Annotated in this window: 15 protein-coding genes and 1 tRNA gene; 8 read left to right on the forward strand and 8 right to left on the reverse strand. The window is 63.8% G+C overall.

What is annotated here, in order from left to right; translation table 11 throughout:
* Nucleotides 1-105 precede the first annotated feature (105 nt).
* From IEY38_RS03750 to IEY38_RS03760, 4 genes are all read left to right on the forward strand, one after another.
* On the forward strand, nt 106-777 hold the full coding sequence (locus IEY38_RS03750) for a non-canonical purine NTP pyrophosphatase (RefSeq protein WP_188975433.1): 672 nt from the start codon (nt 106-108) through the stop codon (nt 775-777).
* Nucleotides 767-889 (forward strand): hypothetical protein, encoded by a 123-nt coding sequence (locus IEY38_RS21610; protein WP_268238735.1) that lies wholly within the window; start codon nt 767-769, stop codon nt 887-889. The genes IEY38_RS03750 and IEY38_RS21610 overlap by 11 nt, the downstream gene beginning before the upstream one ends.
* Nucleotides 879-1,676, forward strand: a complete 798-nt coding sequence (locus tag IEY38_RS03755; protein WP_188975435.1) for an SDR family NAD(P)-dependent oxidoreductase — start codon at nt 879-881, stop codon at nt 1,674-1,676. Before IEY38_RS21610 ends, IEY38_RS03755 begins: the two co-directional genes overlap by 11 nt.
* Before the next feature lie 132 nt (nt 1,677-1,808).
* A complete protein-coding gene (locus IEY38_RS03760) occupies nt 1,809-3,512 on the forward strand; it encodes a methyl-accepting chemotaxis protein (protein ID WP_188975437.1) in 1,704 nt (567 codons plus the stop codon).
* Between the two features lie 7 nt (nt 3,513-3,519).
* On the opposite strand, the gene IEY38_RS03765 is transcribed toward IEY38_RS03760, so the two are convergent.
* From IEY38_RS03765 to IEY38_RS03775, 3 genes are all read right to left on the reverse strand, one after another.
* Entirely contained in the window at nt 3,520-3,996 is a 477-nt protein-coding gene (locus tag IEY38_RS03765; protein WP_005537054.1) for a DUF7384 family protein, read from the reverse strand.
* Nucleotides 3,997-4,381: 385 nt separating this feature from the next.
* On the reverse strand, nt 4,382-5,047 hold the full coding sequence (locus tag IEY38_RS03770; protein ID WP_188975438.1) for a potassium channel family protein: 666 nt from the start codon (nt 5,045-5,047) through the stop codon (nt 4,382-4,384).
* Nucleotides 5,048-5,102: 55 nt separating this feature from the next.
* On the reverse strand, nt 5,103-6,281 hold the full coding sequence (locus tag IEY38_RS03775; protein WP_188975440.1) for a hypothetical protein: 1,179 nt from the start codon (nt 6,279-6,281) through the stop codon (nt 5,103-5,105).
* Between the two features lie 372 nt (nt 6,282-6,653).
* On the opposite strand from IEY38_RS03775, the gene rnz reads away from it, so the two are divergent.
* Both rnz and IEY38_RS03785 read left to right on the forward strand, forming a co-directional pair.
* Nucleotides 6,654-7,589, forward strand: coding sequence for a ribonuclease Z (gene rnz / locus IEY38_RS03780; protein WP_188975442.1), 936 nt, complete (start codon nt 6,654-6,656; stop codon nt 7,587-7,589).
* 42 nt (nt 7,590-7,631) lie between these two features.
* Entirely contained in the window at nt 7,632-8,705 is a 1,074-nt protein-coding gene (locus IEY38_RS03785) for a Gfo/Idh/MocA family protein (protein ID WP_188975444.1), read from the forward strand.
* Nucleotides 8,706-8,727: 22 nt separating this feature from the next.
* On the opposite strand, the gene IEY38_RS03790 is transcribed toward IEY38_RS03785, so the two are convergent.
* Nucleotides 8,728-9,339 (reverse strand): DJ-1/PfpI family protein, encoded by a 612-nt coding sequence (locus tag IEY38_RS03790; RefSeq protein ID WP_188975447.1) that lies wholly within the window; start codon nt 9,337-9,339, stop codon nt 8,728-8,730.
* Between the two features lie 108 nt (nt 9,340-9,447).
* Here IEY38_RS03790 and IEY38_RS03795 point away from each other — a divergent pair, with 108 nt between their 5' ends.
* Nucleotides 9,448-10,326 (forward strand): PhzF family phenazine biosynthesis protein, encoded by an 879-nt coding sequence (locus IEY38_RS03795; protein WP_188975449.1) that lies wholly within the window; start codon nt 9,448-9,450, stop codon nt 10,324-10,326.
* A 59-nt stretch (nt 10,327-10,385) separates the two neighbouring features.
* Nucleotides 10,386-10,757 (forward strand): VOC family protein, encoded by a 372-nt coding sequence (locus IEY38_RS03800; RefSeq protein WP_188975451.1) that lies wholly within the window; start codon nt 10,386-10,388, stop codon nt 10,755-10,757.
* 30 nt (nt 10,758-10,787) lie between these two features.
* On the opposite strand, the gene IEY38_RS03805 is transcribed toward IEY38_RS03800, so the two are convergent.
* From IEY38_RS03805 to ilvA, 4 genes are all read right to left on the reverse strand, one after another.
* A complete protein-coding gene (locus IEY38_RS03805) occupies nt 10,788-12,266 on the reverse strand; it encodes a polysaccharide biosynthesis protein (RefSeq protein WP_188975453.1) in 1,479 nt (492 codons plus the stop codon).
* A gap of 348 nt (nt 12,267-12,614) precedes the next feature.
* Nucleotides 12,615-12,696: transfer RNA gene (locus tag IEY38_RS03810), tRNA-Ser, on the reverse strand.
* Nucleotides 12,697-12,725: 29 nt separating this feature from the next.
* Nucleotides 12,726-12,929: a hypothetical protein gene (locus IEY38_RS03815; RefSeq protein ID WP_188852489.1), complete on the reverse strand. Its 204-nt coding sequence runs from the start codon at nt 12,927-12,929 to the stop codon at nt 12,726-12,728.
* A gap of 175 nt (nt 12,930-13,104) precedes the next feature.
* Nucleotides 13,105-14,316 (reverse strand): threonine ammonia-lyase, encoded by a 1,212-nt coding sequence (gene ilvA / locus IEY38_RS03820; RefSeq protein ID WP_188975455.1) that lies wholly within the window; start codon nt 14,314-14,316, stop codon nt 13,105-13,107.
* Nucleotides 14,317-14,535 lie beyond the last annotated feature (219 nt).

Consider the following 14,535-nt stretch of genomic DNA (forward strand, 5'->3'; position numbering starts at 1 on the left):
AGGTGCGGTCCGCACCGGCCCCCGGTACGGTCCGGAAATACTCTACAGCAGTCCGCCCGAGCGGAGTTTCGACGGCTCTTTTATCGCCGGTCGCCGTGTGCCGGTATGCTCAATTTTGTCACGACCAATCCCGGGAAAGTCCGGGAGGCGACCGAGTATCTCGACGACGACGTCCAGCAGTTCGACTTCGACTACCCGGAAGTCCAGGCCGACGACCTGAAAACGGTCGCGGCCGAGGGAGCACGGGCGGCCTACCGAGCGGCTGACGGACCAGTTATCGTCGACGATGCGGGGCTGTTCATCGACGCCTTCGACGGGTTCCCTGGGCCATACTCCTCCTACGTCGAGGATACCGTTGGGGTTGAGCGCGTCTGGCGCATGACCGAGACGGAGGACAACCGCGGCGCGGCGTTCAAAACGGTCATCGCCTACTGCGACGGTGAGGGGTTCGAGGCGACGCCGGATCCGGACGGGATCGACCGCGAGGACCGGCGCGGACAGGACCTGGCGGCCGACGACCGTGGTGCAGCGACGACGGACGCACAGGTCCACGACGGGAGCGCGGAGAAGAGCAGCGAGACGGTGCCGGTAAAGCTGTTCGAGGGGCGCGTGAACGGCGAAATCGTCGCGCCCCGCGGCGAAGGCGGGTTCGGCTTCGACCCTATCTTCGAGCACGACGGAACGACGTTCGCAGAGATGAGCACCGAGCAGAAGAACGCGATCTCCCACCGCGGGCGGGCGCTGGCGAAGTTCGCGGAGTGGTACGGTGAGCGGTAGCGAACCGTCCGTCGAGGGATGGGCCGCATCCCTCGGAAGTTCCAGCGACGAGGGACCGACGGCGCTGGAACCCGAAGCGACAACGGTCGCGGAGTGGTACGGTGAGCGGTAGCGACGTACCGGTCGTCGGGACCGGTGGCACTGCTTTGATAACCGGTGCGTCAACGGGCATCGGCGAAGCGTTGGCACGCGAGTTCGCCGCACGCGGCCACGACGTGGTGCTAGTTGCCCGGAGCGAGCGGAAGCTAGAGCGACTGGCCGAAGACCTCGAAACGAGGGGTATCACGGCAACGCCCGTCGCAATGGACCTTGACCGCGCGGCGGCCGCCGAGGACCTGTACGAGGAGGTGACCGAGCGCGGTCTGGACATCGATGTCCTCGTCAACAACGTCGGCGTGGGGACCTACGGGCCGTTCGCCGAAAGCGACCTCGACGCGGAGCGAACGCAACTGCGGCTGAACGTCATGCTCCCCGTCGAGCTGACGCGATTGTTTATAGACGAGTTCGACGATGGCGGCGCGGTTATCAACATGGGTTCAGTCGCCGGGTTCCAGCCGGGGCCGAACCTCGCAGGCTACTACGCGAGCAAAGCGTACATCAACAGCTTCAGCGAGGCGCTCGCCGAGGAGTTTCGGGGGACACCGGTCGACGTGACGGTAGTCTGTCCCGGCCCGGTCGACACGGCGTTCCAGGAGCGGGCCGGAATGGCGGACTCGACAGTCGGATCAGTCACCTCGAATACGCCCGACGCAGTCGCATCGGCGACCTACGAGGGGGCCGCCGCCGCGGAGGCTGTCGTCATTCCGCGGCGGTCGATGCGGCTGATCGACCGTCTGGTGAGGATGACACCGCGCTGGCTCGTCCGGCGCGTTGCGGCACTGGTCAATCGGGACAGGTAGAGAATCAATTTCGAGACTGCCATTGATTCAGGAGCCCGTCTCGTCTCCAGCCTAGTTTTTGTCCACAGACTCCTTTTCAATCTCCGAGAATTGGACTCGAACCTTATTATACACTGTAAGAAAAAGGTGCGTATGCTCACAGACCCCGTCGGACAGTACAAGTCGGTGATACGTAGATCGCTCGATGTTTTTGGTGTCTCCGGTTCGGTCGAACGGAAGGTGCTCGCAGCCGTCGGTCTGCAGTTCGCCGCTTCGGTTGCGCTGGCAGCTGTCTCGCTTGTCGCCAGCGGGACCGTCCGGTTCGTCGTCACTGGCGTGTTGCTGGCTGGCGCTATCGTCGCGTTTGCCAACACGGTGTTCATCACCCGCGAAGACTTCGTCGAACCCGTCACAGCGATGGCCGCGGGTGCGGACCACATCGCGGCCGGCGAACTCGACGTCGAACTGCCCGAGAGCGAGCGCGACGACGAGGTCGCCGAACTGCTCTCGTCGTTTCGCTCGATGCAATCCTATCTGCTGACGGTGTCCCGGCAGGCCGACGCGCTCTCTCGGCAGGAGTTCGACGCCGACGTCCTCGACGAGGACGTGCCCGGAACCTTCGGACAGTCGCTGGAGAAGATGGCCGCCAGCATGGACGATTACACGACCGAACTACAGGAGATGACCAGCGACCTCGAACGGCGCTCTCAGGCGCTCAACGACCTCGTCGTCGCCTTCGGTGACGCCGCCGAGCAGGCGAAAGACGGGGACCTGACGGCCACTATCGATGAGGACTTCGCGGCCGACGACGAGCAGTTTGATGCCGTCGTCGAGAACTACAACGACCTCGTGACGACGCTGGGGGAGACGGTCGCAACCGTCGCCACGTTCGCCGAGGACGTCGACGAGACGAGCGACCACGTCACCCGGAGCGTCGAAGAGATCGACAATGCGAGCGACGAGATTTCCCGGTCGATTCAAGAGATCTCGGCTGGAGCCAGCCAGCAGGCGTCGCGCCACGACGACGTCGCCTCGGAAATGAACACGCTATCTGCCACCGTCGAAGAGATCGCCGCCACCGCCGAAAACGCGGCCGACACCGCAGAAAAGGCGACGCAGCGAGGGCGCGAGGGACGCGCGGACGCCGAGCAGGCGATCGACGAACTCGACGAGATGGAGGCTCGTATCGACGACATCGCCGTCGCGGTCGAAAGTCTGGTCGACCAGATCAGCGAGATCGACGACATCGTCGAAGTCATCACGGATATCGCCGAGCAGACGAACATGCTCGCGCTAAACGCCTCTATCGAAGCGGCTCGCGCGGACGCAAGCGGAGACGGATTCGCTGTCGTCGCCGACGAGGTGAAGACACTCGCAGAAGAGACCCGCGACGCCGCGACGGACGTGTCGGACCGCATCGAATCAGTCCAGCACGAGGCCAGCGAGACTGTCAGCGACGTAGAGGCGACGAATCAGCAAGTGACCGACAGCGCTGCGACCATCGAGTCGGCGCTCCGGGACTTCGAAGACATCGTCGACGTGCTCGGCGAGGTCAACGCCTCGATTCAGGAGATCTCGGGGGCGACCGCCGAGCAGGCGGAGACCACGCAGGAGGTCGTCGATATGGTCGACGAAGTCGCGACTGTGAGCGAGCAGACCAACGAGGAGTCCGAGGCCGTCGCCGCCGCGACCGAGGAACAGACTGCGACGATTACCGAAGTGACCAACGAAGTGCAGGAGATGGCAGCCCAGACAGACGAGCTGCGCGAGGTACTTGCGGCGTTCGAGGTTGCCGAGAACGCGGCCGGGCCGTCAGGAACAGTCTCTGCAACCACGGTAACGACGGCTGACGACTGAGGACTCGCTACGCACGCGGGTCCCGGTCAGGACCGGGGTATTCGCCGTTCTCGACGACGGGGTACAGTGATTCCGGATCGAACAGGCGAGCGAAGGCGTCCGGCGGTCTGACACTTAGAGACATATGACGGTTGAGCGACGCGCTGGTCCGAGCGCTTCGCAGGTCGTCATCGTAGGAAAGGAGATGTTGTGCGCCGCCCCGGTAGGCCGAGGCCAGCGCGGGGTGGTCGCCGGCCGGGTGGTCGACGATGTCACAGTCGGGTTCGATCCGCGCCCGCCAGTCAGCCGCCAAGGCGTCGTCGGCGAGGTCGGCGATGACGGCAGTAGCATCGTCTAACAGGTGGTCACTCGCGACGAGCACGACCCACGAGTGGCGCCGAACGTGGTCGAGAGCGTCACGGGCGTCACTGTCTGGCCCACACAACAGGTCGGCGGCGAGGACATCGGCGTCCGCGACGACGCGCGCTGGCGACGGCTCATGCATCGTCCTCGTCCTCCGTCCGGTGCTCGTCAAGCGCCGCACAGACGGCCTCGCCCGTGGTCTGGTAGTGCGCCGCACGTTCGAACAGCGTCGCCCATGTCATAACAGAAAGCAGTGGTTGGCCGGGCAAAAAGCCGTGTCGTCTGTCGTCCGTCGGCCACCTGTCTGACGGGTGTTTATGTCTACCGGTAGCATTCCACCCGGTACGGGCGCGCTTCCACGGCTGCAGTGGATGTCGGTGCCACTGCGTGCCATCCTATCCTCCCCAGACGCGCCCGGACACCGCGATCCTCCCTTTCATATCCTACTTCCCCCCGGCTTTCGTCGAACACAGCAGATACTGTCAGTCTGAGAGATATTTCGACAAAGCGGCCCGGACACCCGGAATTCAGGCTGACGCGTCACCACGGAGCGTCGCTCGAATGTCGTCCAGCCCGCCGGGATCAGCCATGATCGCAACGCTGTCGCCGGGTTCGATCTCGGTCTGTGGAAGTGGAATCGTCATCGGTTCGTGGTCTTTGCCGTGTGCGTAGATGTGTGCGTCGCCGGGCAGTTCCACCTCAACAACCCGTTTCCCGACAAACGGTGAGTCGTCGGGAATACGGATGCTCGCGACCGAGAGCTGTTCGGTCAGATCGGCGAGGACGTTGAAGTCACCGCCCAGTAGCGCCGTCTTCGCGCCGGCTGCGCCCAGCCGCTCGGGGTAGATGATCTCGTCCACGTCGGCGGCGTACTTCTCGTAGATCTCCTCGCGGTAGTCGGCGTCGATCCGCAGAACGGTTCGACAGCCGAACTCCTTGCCGATCATACAGGCGGTGAAGTTCGTATTCAGATCGCCCGTGAGACCGCCGATAGCGTCCGCACTTTCGATACCGGCATCGACAAGGACGCTCTCCTCGTTGCCGTCACCCTGGATCGTCTCGAACCCGGTTTCTCTGGCTCGTTCGACTTTCACAGGATCGTTGTCGATGATAACGACTTCGTGCCCTTCGCTCTGCAGAATCCGTGCGGTCCGGATGCCGACGCGGCCATAGCCAACGATAACGAACTTCATGGACTACGGTACGACGGCCACCATTAAAAATGTGAACGGGTGACAGGGTGGCGCGTTAGCCTTCTGTCGTCCCGGCTTCTTCGGTCGCGTTGTCCGTTTCGTCGGTCTCGTCGCTTTCGTTAGTCTCCTCAGTTTCGTCCGCTGGCGGCTCCTCAGTCTCGTCTTCAGTCGGTTCTTCGGTCTCGTTCGCGGGTGGCTCTTCGGTTTCGTCTTCGGTTGGCTCTTCGGTCTCGTTCGCGGGTGGCTCCTCGGTTTCGTTTTCAGTCGGTTCCTCGGTCTCGTTTGCGGGTGGCTCCTCTGTTTCGTCTTCAGTTGGTTCTTCAGTCTCGTTTGCGGGCGGCTCTTCAGTCTCGTCTTCAGTCTCGTTCGCTGGCGGCTCTTCGGTCCCGTTTGCGGGTGGCTCCTCGGTTTCGTTTTCAGTCGGTTCCTCGGTCTCGTTCGCTGGTGGCTCTTCAGTCTCGTCTTCAGTCGGTTCCTCGGTCTCGTTCGCTGGCGGCTCCTCGGTTTCGTCTTCAGTTGGCTCTTCAGGCGTGTCAGTAGCAGACTCGATGGTGATCTCGGCGAACGCACCGTCGTCGCGCGTGAAGACGCTATGGATGTACGTATCCGGCTCGACACCGGTCGTATCGACGGTGAACGTCACGTCAGTGGATTCGTTCGCGTCAAGCGTCACAGACTCGGAGGCCAGCGGCTGGCCACCCAGTCGGAACTCGACGGTCTGGGTCGTGTTGAAGTCGTTCGGGTTGGCGACGGTTGCATCAACGGTGATGTTGTCACCGGCGGTGGCGCTCGTCGGTGCGTCAAGGCTCTCCAGCGTGAACGAGTCGGAGACGGTAATCTCGGCGACCTGGCCGTCGTCGCTAGTGAAGACACCGTGGCGGTAGTCACCGGGTTCGATGCCGGTCGTGTCCGTGGAGAACTGGACTGTGGTGGTCTCGTTGGGCTCAAGCGTGACGAGCGTCCGGTCGACGACAGCTCCGTCGAACCGGAACGCCACGGATTCAGTCACCGAGGTGTTCTCGTTGTTCGTGACCGTTGCGGTTACGTCAGCAGTTGAGTTCGGTGCGACGCTCTCTGGAGCAGTCAGGGAGTCGACAGCGATCCCTGTGTTCCCGGCCTGTTCCGACGGCGATTCCTGTTGCGCTGTCACGCCCGGTACAGCCCCAACCTGTGCGGTGAGGCCGCCAACGACGAGCAACGCAGCGAAAACGGCAAGTGTGCGAGCGTTTATCATGAGTTGGTCATGCAGTGATCGGCAGGCAATGCGAACGATAGGACGGGTGAACGACACATAAACCGGCGAGACAGTTCAGAAAAACATAATAACCTGCTAAGCCGATCCCTGTGACCGCCGAATCAGGAAAGTGAGACTGAGCGATACGTACTCGCTGTTAAATTGTTTTGCTGGTGATTAAGCTCTCGGCAAAGACGAGCGCGAGATGGAGAGAAACGTCGGAAAGCGGCCGTTATTTCCGCCCAGTACGAATAGCCATGTCACTACTAGACACACAAAGACCGTCGTAGCGACCCGCCTAAACCAGACGAAGAGTGCTACTGTGACGACGCCCTTTCGACACCGGTTTACCCGTCGACAGTAGAGGATGCGATGACTATGCGCGTGACGTTTCTCGGGACGAGTGGGGCCGTGCCGACGACCCAGCGCAACACGAGCAGCATCTTCGTCAATCGCGACGGCGACTACCTCCTCTTCGACTGCGGCGAGGGCACACAGCGACAGATGATGCGCTACGGCACCGGCTTCGCTATCGACCACCTGTTCGTCACGCATCTCCACGGCGACCACGTGCTCGGGATTCCGGGACTCCTCCAGACGTGGGACTTCAACGAACGCGAGCGGCCGATCGCCGTTCACACGCCGGCGGGCACGCGCGGGAACATCAAACAGCTCATCCAGGCCAACGGGACGACCCCCTCGTTTCCCGTCCGCATCAACGAAGTATCGGCCGGCGACGTAGTCCTCGACCGGTCGGAGTACGAGGTTCGGGCAATCGAGACGGCCCATCGCTGTGCCAGCGTCGGGTACGTCCTCGATGAGGACGACCGGAAAGGGAAGTTCGACCGGGAGAAAGCCGAAGCGGAGTTCGGCATCCCACCGGGGCCGAAGTACTCCAAGCTCCACCGCGGTGAGGCCGTCGAACACGAAGGTGAGACTATCCAGCCGGAAGCTGTCGTCGGTCCGGCCCGCCCCGGTCGGCGATTCGTCTACACCGGCGATACGCTGCCGACGGAGAGCGTCATCGAGGCGAGCGAGGACGCGGACCTGCTCGTTCACGACGCTACCTTCGCCGAGGACCGGAAGGAACGGGCGAAGGCGACGGCCCACTCCACTGCCCGGGAAGCCGCCGACGTAGCGCGACAGGCCGGCGCGTCGACGCTGGCGCTGACGCACATCTCGACGCGCTACGCTGCGAGTGCCGACCAGCTAGTCGACGAAGCCCGCGACGCGTTCGACGGCGAAGTGGTGCTCGCGGAAGACGGGATGGAGCGACGTGTCGAGTTCCCGGACGCGGACGAGTACTGATGAGATAGTGCAGCATTTATTCGTTGAAGCAATAGCGGAGCCATGACATACCGATTAGTCCACGTCGGTCTGGGCGGCCAGGGCTCTACCTGGGCGACAGACGCGATTCCGCCGAACGTTCACGACGACCGAATCGAGGTCGTCGCCGCAGTCGATACCGACCCGGAACGGCACGAACTGGCAGAGCAGGAACTTGGCCTGTCGCCCGAGGAGTGCTACACCGACCTCGAAACCGCGCTCTCGGAGCGCCCGGCCGACATCTGTTCCATCGTGACGCCGCCGTCGACCCACGAGGCCGTCGTGGAGACGGCGCTCGCCCACGACCTGCAGATCATCTCCGAAAAGCCGATTGCTGACACGCTCGAGGCGTCGGTCCGCGTCGCCGAGAAGGTCGACGAGGCCGGCAAGAAGATGGGCGTCACGATGAGCCACCGGTTCGACCGTGACAAGGCGACGTTCCGACGGGCCGTCGAGGAAGCCGGCGACATCGATTATCTGACGGCCCGATACACGGGCAACGTCCGCGAACGCGGCTTCTACGCCGACTACGTCTACGAGATGGACGACATGCTCCTGCTCGACGGCGCAATCCACCACCTGGACATCCTCGCATCGCTGGCTGATTCACCCTGCGAGCGGGTGTACGCCGAGACGTGGACGCCCGAGGAGGCCGACTACGACGGAGACTGCAGCGGCCTCGTGACGCTGCATTTCGCCGACGGGACCCGCGCCCAGTACGAGGGTAGTTACGCCAACGCGACGACGCTGAACGGCTGGGGACACGAACAGTTCCGCGCCGAGTGTTCGGACCAGACGGTCCTTCTCGACCGCCGCGATGTCGAGCGGTTCCACGCCGACGCGTACGACACCGGGAACTTCGAGAGCATCGGCAAGGGCGACGGCGAGGCGGTGCCGCTTGCCGACCGGCCCCACTGGAAGAACGCCTGGCTCATCGAGCAGTTCTGTGACTGGATCGACGGCGGCGAGCCGATGCCGACGAACGTCGACAGCGTCCTCCAGTCGATGGCCATCGTCTTCGCCGCCATTGAGAGCAGCGAGACCGGCGAGGCCGTCGACGTGCAGGCGCTGCTTGACGACGCCCGCGCAAACGCCTGAGACGCCCGTCCGTCGAGCGCTCTTATGCCGAGTCGCCGCTGAAGATATCGCCGCGGGGCTCGTACTCCATCTCTTCACAGACAGCGGCGGCCACGTCCGCGCCCCACTCGCGTTCGACGAGGTGGACGGCGAGGTCCAGCCCGGACGTGACACCGCCACAGGTCAGAACATCGCCGTCATCAACGACCCGGGCGTCGACCACCGTCGCGTCAGTCGCCCGCAGGTCCTCGATTGCGCCGCCGTGTGTCACCGCCGGCCGACCATCGAGCAAGCCGGCCCGGGAGAGCACCATGCCACCGGTACAGACGCCGGCGACAGTCGCGCCGCGGTCGTGTGCTGCCGCGACGGCCTCGGGTAGCTCTCCGCGTTCGGTCTCCGTCCAGACGCCGGCCTCGCTCCGGTCGTTCCACCCGCCGCCGGCCACGACAAGCAGGTCCGGGGTCACGTCGGCGAGCGGGCCGTCCGGTTCGACCCGGAGCTCGTGGCTCGCGGTGACCGTATCCGAGTCACGTACCGACCGGAGCGTCACGTCCCACGACGCACCAAAGCGCGCCGCGTTCTCGAACACCTCGTAGGGGCCGATGGCGTCCAGTTCGTCGAACCCGTCGAAACAGGCGATTGCGACAGTGTCCATGCCCACGACACGACTGACAGCGGCAAATAGCCCCGTGATTGTGCGTGGCTCAATACCATCCGACAGTTATCCGGAGCGTTCTTTGGGAGCGACGCCGAGCGAACAGGTATGTCCCACCCGTTCCACATCGTCGACGTGTTCGCACAGGAGCGATACGCCGGGAACCAACTTGCCGTCGTGACCGACGCCGGCGACCTCCACGAGGACGAAATGCAGGCCATCGCCGCTGAGATGAACTACTCCGAGACGACGTTCGTTACCGGCGAGCCAGCCGACGGTGCGTGGCCGGTCCGCATCTTCACCCCCGCCGCCGAGATACCCTTCGCCGGCCATCCAACGCTCGGGACAGCACAAGTCATCCGGGACCACCTGGCCGGCGGGAACCCTGAAACGGTGACGCTGGACTTGCCCGTCGGCGAAGTCCCGGTCGAAGTGCGAGAACGGGACGGGCGCGAAACCCTGTGGATGACACAGCAGGCCCCCGAGTTCGGTGAGCAGTTGGCCCACGATGACGTCGCCGCCGTGCTTGGCCTTCCGGCTGACCGACTGGACCACGATTGGCCGGTCGAAATCGTCTCCACCGGGCTGGCGACGATTGTCGTCCCGGTGGCCGACCGAGACGCGCTGGAAGCCATCGATCTGGACCGTGACGCATACGACGCCGTGACCGGCGACCGAGACGCGAAGAACGTCCTTGCGGTCTGTCGAGAGCCGCAGAGCGACGACAACGACCTCGCCGTCCGCGTGTTCGCGCCGTTCTACAACGTCCCGGAAGACCCCGCGACCGGCTCCTCGAACGGCTGCCTGGCCGCGTATCTCGCCCGCCACGAGATGCTCGGAAGCCCCGCCGTCGAGGCCCGCGTCGAGCAGGGCTACGAGATGGGGCGACCGTCACTGCTACACCTCTCGACTGACGGCAGCGGCGAGGATATCAGCGTCCGGGTCGGGGGCAGTGTCGTTCCCGTCGCTCGCGGCGACCTCCTGTAACTGGCCGCGACAGCCGCGTTACCGGCACACTCATTTCGCCCCGTCCACAACGCCGCGGCATGGACCTCGCACACACCGCTATCTGTGTCTCGGATCTCGACCGTGCGATGGCGTTCTACGATGCGCTGGGCTTCGAGGAGACGAATCGGTTCACATTGGACGGTGTCGAGAATGTCTACCTCGGTCGGGACGGCGACGGTGACCTGCAACTGCGCCACGACCCCGACCGAACCACCCCGATCGCACCGAACCGTGCCGACGTGGACCACATCGCGTTCACCGTCGACGACGTCGAGGAGATCTACGAGACGGCCATCGACGCCGGCGCTGCGCCGGTTCTCGAACCGACTGAAGTCGACGCCGCCGACGCTTTCGCCGCCTTCGTCGAGGACCCCGAAGGGTACACCCTAGAGTTCTACCGCTGGCTCTGAGCCGCGGTGGCAGTGACGAACGGGCGTCGCTCACCCGAACAGGGAGCGAGCGCGACTGCGCCACAGTGTTGCCGTCCGGACGGCGACGAGTCGGGCCGGTGTGGACACGACAACGAGGAAGCCGCCGAAGCCGACGAAACACGTCAGGGCGGCTACGCTGGCAACGACAATCGGGGAGAGACCGGCGCGCGTGAGTCCGGCGACTGTGCCCGTCGTGAGTACGAACGAGACACCGAGGCCGACAGTGAGGGCTGTTGCCACCCTGGGTTCGAGCGGAATCCGTCCAAAGACGCCCCGCGAGTAGTAGATGACGTACCCGAAGATGACCAGATTCATCACGCCGTACCCGGCGGCCCCGGCGACAGCTCCGAACTCCGCACCGAATATCGCTGGGACTGGAACGCTGAACACCAGTCCGTAGAGCTTCGTGCGGAAGCTCACGCTTGGTTTTCCGATACCCTCCATGGCGTGTGATGTAAGCGTCCAGAAGCCACGGAGGATGTTCACGCCCCCGACGAGCAGGACAGTCGCCGAGAAGACGCCCTCCGAACCGGTGAAAGCGATCCGCGCGACCACGTCGTGTGCAGCCAGCAGGTAGCCAAAGACCACGAAGGTGACGCCCGTCCCACCGGTGACCGCACCGTCAAGGTAGGCGAGTTGTGTGTCGCCAGCGGAGGAGTCCCCGCTGACCTTCGTGAGCAGCGGGGAAGAGAGATGCCAGGAGATCGTCGCGCCGAAGTCGGCGAACCGGTCGGCGGCCTCGTAGATACCGACGGCCGCTGGCGTTGCGACGACGCCCAGCACGTACACCGGCATGTTGTACGACAGGCGGTCGAAAATCTGGTCCGGGATGCTCCACTTGGCGAAGTCCCAGGCACGCTCGACGGCGTGTCGGTCCGGCAGGGTTGGGACGACACCCAGCGCGACAGCGACAGGACCGAGCACCGCCAGCCGGACGCCGGCGACGATCAGCAACAGGTCGACGGCGCTCGTCAGTGTCGGGGCCAGCGCCAGCAGGATGATGAGCTGGATAGCGCTCTGCGTACTGGTGAGCCATGTCTCCACGCTCGGGTAGCCGATAGCACCGACCAGACTCGACACAATCATCGACAGCGCGACCGAAACCGCAAACAGGCCGATGGGGGCGATCAGTCCCGGCGAAATCACCGTGTTGCGGACGATTACGCCGGCCAGCGCGGCCACAATTACACCGACGATGAGGAGATATCCGAGGGCAAACAGCGCCGCCAGACCGAGATACGGGCCGACGAGTTCCCCCCGTTCGCTTCCGACCTTCTTCAGCGCCTGGCTGATACCTCGAATCGGACGCAGGACCAGCGAAACAGAGAGGGCGATGAAAAAATACGTCCCGGTCGCCGCAGGCGACGTAACGAACGCGTAGACGATGCCGCTAAGAACGAACAGCGTCGTTGATACCAGCGCTCCGCTGGTCGTCCGAATTGAGGAGTCCAGCAGGTCTATCTCGTCACCGTCGCGCTGTTCAACCATCGACCGAGTATCAGTACTGGGGCGGCAAAACGGTACGGTGGTTCGGCGGTGAGAGACGCACCAATGTGCCAGAAGTGGACGCTCCTCACTCACAGTCAGTCGCAGAAGACGCCCGCTCACGGCTCACTTCGTTCACCGTTCGCGTTCTCCGAGGTTCTCACGACGTTCGAACCTCGCGACGCCAGGACTGGGATTTGAACAGATGGTAGACGTTCCGGGCGTGTGGCCTCCACTTCGTTCGGCCGTTCCGGGGCTGCGACTACCGTGCTCAAATCCCAGTCGTCAGCGTTTCACGACTGCTGGCTCGGTCGTCGCTGTCGCTCCTCACTCACAGTCAGTCGCAGAAGACGCCAGGACTGGGATTTGAACCCAGAATCCCGAAAGGGAACACGCTTTCCAGGCGTGCGCCTTACCGTTCGGCCATCCTGGCTCGTACTTCGAGAGTGTGAGGGCGGGCGATTAAGGGCTTTCGTTTCCGAACAGCCGGGGTTGCATACGGTATGATGCGAGTGTCGCCCCAACACCGACAGCCACGGCGACACCAGCTTTGGCCGGTATCGATACCGGTGCCCCGGCCAGCAGTTCGTAGCCCTGAATGAGAACCAGAAACGCGAGGCCCCCGACAACGCCCCACAGGAGGCTGGCCTTCGTTCGTGGGTCCATCAGCGCCCTCCGCTCCGTGCTGTTGTCTCGGCAGGTACTGTCCGTGCGGGCCGTCCCATACACGAAGCGGTGGCCGCCGCGGCTAAAACCCCGCCGGAATCAGCGCAGGACGATGGCGAGAGCCTGCATCAAGAGGAAGCTGACAGCAGGAGAGCCGCGACGCGGCTGCTTCGGGTCAGACGAGTACGTCGACCTCGTACCCCTCGTCGGTGAGCGCGTCAATGAGTTCATCGACGTGGTCGTGGCCGCGAGTCTCCAAGTCCAGTTCGACCTCGGCCGAACTCATCGCCACGTCGCGACTGGTCCGGTCGTGCTCGATGCCGTAGATGTTGACCTGCTCGCGTGACAGGACCTCGACGAGTTCCTCCAGCGCGCCGGGGCGGTCCTGAAGGACGGTTCGGATTTTGAGATAGCGGCCGGTCTCGACGAGGCCACGCATGATGACGTTGGTCAGCATGTTCAGGTCGATGTTTCCGCCACACAGCGCGGGGACGATCGTCTCGTCGTCCTCGAAGTCGAACTTCTCCTCCATGACGGCGGCCAGCGCGACGGCACCTGCACCCTCGGCAAGCGTTTTCGAGCGCTCTAGCAGCGTCGTCAGCGCGACAGCGATTTCCGAGTCCGACACCGTCACGACCTCGTCGACGCGGTCCTTGATGACATCGAACGTCTGCTCGCCGACGGTACGGGTGGCGATGCCGTCGGCGATAGTCTCGACGCTGTCGCGCTCGATGCGGTGGCCCTTCTCCAGGGATTCGGCCACGCTGGACGCCCCCTCGGCCTGCACGCCGATGACGCGGATGCGTTCATCCTTGCCTTTGAGCGCCGTCGCGATGCCGCTGATGAGCCCGCCGCCGCCGATAGGGACGACGACCGTGTCTACGCCGGGGAGGTCCTCGTAGATCTCCAGTCCGATTGTCCCTTGCCCCGCCATCACTTTCTCGTCGTCGAAGGCGTGGACGTAGGTCCGGCCCTCCTCGCGCTCGAGTTCGTGGGCGTGTTCGGCGGCCGCGTCGTAGTCTCGACCGTGGAGGACCACGTCACCACCGTAGCTCCGGGTCGCCTTGACTTTCGAGACCGGGGCCCGTTCCGGCATCACGATCTTCGAATCGACGCCGATTCGTGTGGCGGCCAGTGCAACCCCCTGGGCGTGGTTGCCGGCGCTCGCAGTGACGACACCAGCCTCCCGTTCAGCATCTGAAAGCGACGCGATACGGTTGGTCGCACCCCGTATTTTGAACGACCCCGTGCGCTGGAACAGTTCGAGCTTGAGATGGATATCCGCGCCCGTCATCGCCGAAAACGTGTGCGAGTAATCAAGCGGTGTATGTCTGGCCGTCTCGGAGACGGTGTCCTGTGCCGCGAGGACATCCTCAAATGAGAGCATGGGAGTGGCTATTCACCGGACCATGTTATACTGTGGGCCGACTATGCAGTCTCGACAGATGTTGTAGTCGCAACTACACGGGTAGTGTCATGAAACGGAAAGGGGGAGCGTGTGACTGCACGCGGGAGAACGAACGCGATTGACTTAAATCCCGTCGTAGCGCGGTGAAAGTGAAAGTGCAAGACAGCAACCGGATAGGGCTGCGCACCGCTACTGCTC

The organism is Haloarcula sebkhae, assembly GCF_014647415.1.
GTDB lineage: Archaea > Halobacteriota > Halobacteria > Halobacteriales > Haloarculaceae > Haloarcula > Haloarcula sebkhae.

Excerpts from the sequence above, each read along its gene's own strand:
- IEY38_RS03750 (WP_188975433.1), top strand. The coding sequence starts at position 106 with ATGCTCAATTTTGTCACGACCAATCCCGGGAAAGTCCGGGAGGCGACC.
- IEY38_RS03760 (WP_188975437.1), top strand. The coding sequence starts at position 1,809 with ATGCTCACAGACCCCGTCGGACAGTACAAGTCGGTGATACGTAGATCG.
- IEY38_RS03765 (WP_005537054.1), bottom strand. The coding sequence starts at position 3,996 with ATGCATGAGCCGTCGCCAGCGCGCGTCGTCGCGGACGCCGATGTCCTC.
- IEY38_RS03770 (WP_188975438.1), bottom strand. The coding sequence starts at position 5,047 with ATGAAGTTCGTTATCGTTGGCTATGGCCGCGTCGGCATCCGGACCGCA.
- IEY38_RS03775 (WP_188975440.1), bottom strand. The coding sequence starts at position 6,281 with ATGATAAACGCTCGCACACTTGCCGTTTTCGCTGCGTTGCTCGTCGTT.
- rnz (WP_188975442.1), top strand. The coding sequence starts at position 6,654 with ATGACTATGCGCGTGACGTTTCTCGGGACGAGTGGGGCCGTGCCGACG.
- IEY38_RS03785 (WP_188975444.1), top strand. The coding sequence starts at position 7,632 with ATGACATACCGATTAGTCCACGTCGGTCTGGGCGGCCAGGGCTCTACC.
- IEY38_RS03790 (WP_188975447.1), bottom strand. The coding sequence starts at position 9,339 with ATGGACACTGTCGCAATCGCCTGTTTCGACGGGTTCGACGAACTGGAC.
- IEY38_RS03795 (WP_188975449.1), top strand. The coding sequence starts at position 9,448 with ATGTCCCACCCGTTCCACATCGTCGACGTGTTCGCACAGGAGCGATAC.
- IEY38_RS03800 (WP_188975451.1), top strand. The coding sequence starts at position 10,386 with ATGGACCTCGCACACACCGCTATCTGTGTCTCGGATCTCGACCGTGCG.
- IEY38_RS03805 (WP_188975453.1), bottom strand. The coding sequence starts at position 12,266 with ATGGTTGAACAGCGCGACGGTGACGAGATAGACCTGCTGGACTCCTCA.
- IEY38_RS03815 (WP_188852489.1), bottom strand. The coding sequence starts at position 12,929 with ATGGACCCACGAACGAAGGCCAGCCTCCTGTGGGGCGTTGTCGGGGGC.
- ilvA (WP_188975455.1), bottom strand. The coding sequence starts at position 14,316 with ATGCTCTCATTTGAGGATGTCCTCGCGGCACAGGACACCGTCTCCGAG.